This is a genomic window from Mesorhizobium sp. M2C.T.Ca.TU.002.02.1.1, assembly GCF_003997225.1.
Genome location: NZ_RZTO01000589.1, coordinates 1 through 3,977, shown reverse-complemented (window position 1 = coordinate 3,977; position 3,977 = coordinate 1). Strand labels below are relative to the sequence as shown.

The following is a 3,977-nucleotide window of genomic DNA, read 5'->3' as shown; positions in this document are numbered from 1 at the left end:
ATCTGGGACCGCATGTTCGGGACCTTCGTCGAGGAGTTGGAGGAAGACCGGCCGCGCTACGGGATCGTCAAGAACATCGGCACCTTCAACCCGCTTAAGGTGGCGTTCCACGAATGGATCGGCATGTTCAAGGACGCACTGATGCCGGGGCTGACGCTCCGCCAGCGGCTGAATTACCTCATCCAGCCGCCGGGCTGGAGCCATGACGGTTCAAGAGACACGTCGGAGACGCTGAAAGCGGCCTATGTGCGTAGGAATCCGGGAGAGGCAGGAAAGCCGGGATTGCCCGGGGCGAGGGCGGCGGCGGAGTGATTCAGGACTGCTCGCCGCCGCGTATCATCGCTTCGTAGTCGCGACCGCCGTAGAAGACATTGACGATGAATACGGCATCGCCTTCCACGACATAGGCGATGACGGCGGAATGCTCGAACGGAACAGTCCTTAGTCCCGGCATGATGTCGTCGCGGGAACGGCCACCGCGAGGGGCATTGCCGATGCTGCGGCAGCGCTCCTCTATCCGATCTACGAAGCCATTGGCGATGTTTTCGCTTCCGCTGTTCTCCAGGATATAGGCGGCAATGGCTTCGAGGTCGGCTATGGCCGCTTCGCTAAGAACGACGGCGAGACGCTGGATCATCATTGTCTCGCGCCAGTTGCGAAATTCGGCTCTTTACCCTGTGGATCGCCTCGTCGAGTGGAACCGCGGGCCTCTTATCCTCAAGCGACGCCTTCACCCGCGCTCTGATCGCGGCCATGCGTTCCGCATGCTCTTCCTCTTCGCGCTGAAAAGCTCGCAGCGCGGCGCGGATGACTTCGCTTGCCGAGCCGTAGGAGCCGTCATCGACCTTTTCGCGGATCATGCGCGCCATGGCTGGCGTGACGGTGACGGACAATTTCTCGGCAGATTCCATGGCAGGTCTCCATGCATATAAAGTGGGATATTATCCCACTTTATATGGGTCGTCCAACCGCAGCCTAAAAGCCTACTCCGCCGCCTCGGCCTGCGCCGGCAGCCCCAGCCACCCTCGGCAATCGGCCAGCGCGCGCGATGTGATCGCGTGCCTTTTCGCGATCGTCTTGTCCTTGCCGCGCAGGCGCTTGCCCTCGGTCTTCGGCGCTTCCACCGGCGGGAACAGGCCGAAATTGACGTTCATCGGCTGGAAGGAGCGTTTGCCCGGCTCGTCGTCCGAGACGATGTGGCCGCCGGTGATGTGGTTCAGCAATGCCCCAAAGGCAGTGGTCGAGGGCGGCAGCGACGGTGCCTGGCCGAGCCGTTCGGCGGCGGCAAAGCGGCCGGCGAGCAGGCCTATTGCCGCGCTTTCGACATAGCCTTCGCAGCCGGTGATCTGGCCGGCGAAGCGCAGGCCGGGCCGCGACTTCAGCTGCAGTGAGGGGTCGAGCAGCGTCGGCGAGTTGATGTAGGTGTTGCGGTGCAGGCCGCCGAGCCGTGCGAAGTCCGCGTTTTCGAGCCCCGGAATGGTGCGGAAGATGCGCACCTGCTCGGCATGCTTCAGCTTGGTCTGGAAGCCGACCATGTTGTAGAGCGTGCCCAGCGCATTGTCCTGGCGAAGCTGCACCACCGCATAGGCCTTGACCGACGGATTGTGGACGTTGGTCAGCCCCATCGGCTTCATCGGCCCGTAGCGCAGCGTCTCGACGCCGCGCTCGGCCATCACCTCGATCGGCAGGCAGCCATCGAAATAGGGCGTGCCTTCCCACTGTTTAAACTCGGTCTTTTGGCCCTCCAGCAGCGCTGCCACGAAGGCGAAATACTGGTCTTTGTCCATCGGGCAGTTGATGTAGTCCTTGCCGGTGCCGCCGGGGCCGACCTTGTCGTAGCGCGATTGAAACCATGAAGTGTTCATGTCGATCGTGTCGAAATGCACGATCGGCGCGATCGCGTCGAAGAAGGCCAGCGCATCGGCGCCGGTGGCCTCGGCGATCGACTGCGCCAGCGAAGGCGCCGTCAGCGGGCCGGTGGCGATGATCGCCTGGTCCCAATCCCGCGGCGGCAGTCCGGGCACTTCCTCGCGCTGGATGGTTATCAGCGGATGCGCTTCGATCTTTGCGGTGACCGCGTCGGAAAAGCCGTCACGGTCGACCGCCAGCGCGCCGCCGGCCGGTACCTGGTTGGCGTCGCCGGCGCTCATGATCAGCGAGCCGGCAAGGCGCATTTCGGCATGCAGCAGGCCGACGGCGTTGTTTTCGGCGTCGTCGGAGCGGAAGGAGTTCGAGCAGACCAGCTCCGCCAGGCCGTCGGTCTTATGCGCGTCGGTGCCGCGCACAGGACGCATTTCATGCAGCACGACCGGAACGCCGGCTTGCGCGATCTGCCATGCGGCTTCGGAGCCGGCGAGGCCGCCGCCGATGACGTGTACGGGATTTTTGCTCATGGGATTGGACTAAAGATATGCGATCAAAATGACAACAACCAGAATCATACCTCGGGACGTGCCGCGTAGGCTGTTAGCAGTCGTCGACCGCGAGTGCCAATTTAGTTGTAGATAGCCTGCGAATCACTCATTCTTCTGATTCCACCGGAGATGCAGAAAATGAGCCAACTTGCAATTGTTGAGTTCAATTCTCTTATTTCATCGCTTGTTGACGGTAGAAGCACTAAGGAACTCGTGAAAGAAGTCCGCCGATCTTACACGCCCAAGGTCGAGGCACTTGCTTCCTACTTGATAGATCACGGTATCGCTAGTGTCGTTAGAACTCAAAGGAAGAAGAGGGCTAGCGTTATGACGGCCGAAGCTGGCGACTTGTTTGCTGGTTTCAACATCCCTGCTACGACACTGCGGTCTAAGCTCGATTCAAACGGCGTCAGAAGTAGCGCCAGGTCTGAGAAGATGACCAAGTTAGAGATCGCCCACAAGGTTTCTGAGCTCGAGAAAATGCCGCGTCGCCAGAGAAAGTTACTCGAGGAGTATAGGAAGCTCTACGCTGCCATAGATGACTTTTGCGCGGATGGCGAAACGGTTGAGACCGGCTTAAAGCGCTCTAAGGGGATATAGTTTCTCGCTAAAGCCGCTTGGCACCGCTTACCAGTCTGCCTACGCCAAAAACAACAACACCCGCCGGGGGAGGAGGTCCGGCGGGTGTCGTTTTGGGGGTCGATCCTCGGGAGGAGGTGAAGATCGACCGTATTCGCCATCGCCGGGGAGGAGGTCGGCTTTGACGAAATCTCTTTCGCCTTCAAGGGCGAAAATCCTTTTCGCCTTTTTAGAAGGGCGAAACCTTCGAAGACGAACTTCGTTCGGAAGACGAACTTCGTTCGCTTCTGAACAACGCCCGCCGGGGGAGGAGGTCCGGCGGGCGCCGTTTCGGTGGTCAACCCTTGGGAGGAGGTAAGGGCTGGCCGTATCCGTCAGGGTCGGGGAGGAGGTCGACCCTGGCGAAATTCCTTACTTAGATCGCCTTGCGGGCAACCATCTTGATCTCATCGCGAACGATGCCGAGATCATGGAGCTGGCGGTTCGAAAGCCGACCCAACTCAGCAACGGTGTCGCGGTAGACGCGCCAGTTACGATAGCTGCGGATCAGGTTCATTGTCGTCTTGCTCTCTTTAAAACTGGTTCGGACCATTTGCGGTCCGAAGCGGATTAGACCGCCTTGCGGGCGACGTAGTGGATGTCGCTGCGGCTGATGCCGAGGTCGGTCAGTTCACGGTTCGACAGGCGGCTCAGCTCGGAAACGGTTTCCCGGTAGCGGCGCCAGTTGCGGTAGTTGCGGATCAGGTTCATGGTAGTTCTCGTTTCGTCTTTGGTTCGGATCATTCCGTTTGTGTACGAACGGAAAATAGGTGGGATCGTATCGGTTTAAAAGTGCCGTTGGCGCATGGCAGCAATGCAAATTGTGCAATGCAACATTAACGGCCATTCACGCCTGCGTCACAAAGAAGGCCGAATCGGAAAATGCCGCTGCGTCAACGGTTTGGCTGTTCCGGCTAAGGACATGACCTGGCTCCGGGGGAAAGC

Annotated in this window: 6 protein-coding genes and 1 pseudogene; 2 read left to right on the top strand and 5 right to left on the bottom strand. The window is 59.9% G+C overall.

Features of this window, described 5'->3' with window-relative positions; translation table 11 throughout:
* A pseudogene (locus EOD07_RS25555) lies at window positions 1-312 on the top strand (sterol desaturase family protein); the annotation flags it as partial.
* A 1-nt stretch (window position 313) separates the two neighbouring features.
* Here the strand turns inward: EOD07_RS25555 and EOD07_RS25550 are convergent.
* From EOD07_RS25550 to trmFO, 3 genes are all read right to left on the bottom strand, one after another.
* Complete coding sequence (locus EOD07_RS25550) at window positions 314-637, bottom strand: type II toxin-antitoxin system RelE/ParE family toxin (protein WP_127237396.1); 324 nt, start codon at window positions 635-637, stop codon at window positions 314-316.
* A complete protein-coding gene (locus tag EOD07_RS25545) occupies window positions 609-911 on the bottom strand; it encodes a type II toxin-antitoxin system ParD family antitoxin (RefSeq protein ID WP_127237395.1) in 303 nt (100 codons plus the stop codon). The genes EOD07_RS25550 and EOD07_RS25545 overlap by 29 nt, the downstream gene beginning before the upstream one ends.
* A 72-nt stretch (window positions 912-983) precedes the next feature.
* A complete protein-coding gene (gene trmFO / locus EOD07_RS25540; RefSeq protein ID WP_127237394.1) occupies window positions 984-2,393 on the bottom strand; it encodes a methylenetetrahydrofolate--tRNA-(uracil(54)-C(5))-methyltransferase (FADH(2)-oxidizing) TrmFO in 1,410 nt (469 codons plus the stop codon).
* A 159-nt stretch (window positions 2,394-2,552) separates the two neighbouring features.
* Between trmFO and EOD07_RS25535 the strand changes: the two genes are divergently transcribed.
* Window positions 2,553-3,014: a hypothetical protein gene (locus EOD07_RS25535; RefSeq protein WP_127237393.1), complete on the top strand. Its 462-nt coding sequence runs from the start codon at window positions 2,553-2,555 to the stop codon at window positions 3,012-3,014.
* A 394-nt stretch (window positions 3,015-3,408) separates the two neighbouring features.
* Here EOD07_RS25535 and EOD07_RS25530 read toward each other — a convergent pair whose 3' ends face one another.
* Window positions 3,409-3,549, bottom strand: coding sequence for a DUF1127 domain-containing protein (locus EOD07_RS25530; protein ID WP_071031998.1), 141 nt, complete (start codon window positions 3,547-3,549; stop codon window positions 3,409-3,411).
* Window positions 3,550-3,602: 53 nt separating this feature from the next.
* The gene (locus EOD07_RS25525) at window positions 3,603-3,743 is read right to left on the bottom strand and encodes a DUF1127 domain-containing protein (protein ID WP_071031999.1); all 141 of its coding nucleotides are present in this window, start codon (window positions 3,741-3,743) and stop codon (window positions 3,603-3,605) included.
* Between the last annotated feature and the right edge of the window lie 234 nt (window positions 3,744-3,977).

Bases quoted from the DNA above. Each gene is read 5' to 3' on its own strand.
- EOD07_RS25550 (WP_127237396.1), bottom strand. From the start codon at position 637: ATGATCCAGCGTCTCGCCGTCGTTCTTAGCGAAGCGGCCATAGCCGAC.
- EOD07_RS25545 (WP_127237395.1), bottom strand. From the start codon at position 911: ATGGAATCTGCCGAGAAATTGTCCGTCACCGTCACGCCAGCCATGGCG.
- trmFO (WP_127237394.1), bottom strand. From the start codon at position 2,393: ATGAGCAAAAATCCCGTACACGTCATCGGCGGCGGCCTCGCCGGCTCC.
- EOD07_RS25535 (WP_127237393.1), top strand. From the start codon at position 2,553: ATGAGCCAACTTGCAATTGTTGAGTTCAATTCTCTTATTTCATCGCTT.
- EOD07_RS25530 (WP_071031998.1), bottom strand. From the start codon at position 3,549: ATGAACCTGATCCGCAGCTATCGTAACTGGCGCGTCTACCGCGACACC.
- EOD07_RS25525 (WP_071031999.1), bottom strand. From the start codon at position 3,743: ATGAACCTGATCCGCAACTACCGCAACTGGCGCCGCTACCGGGAAACC.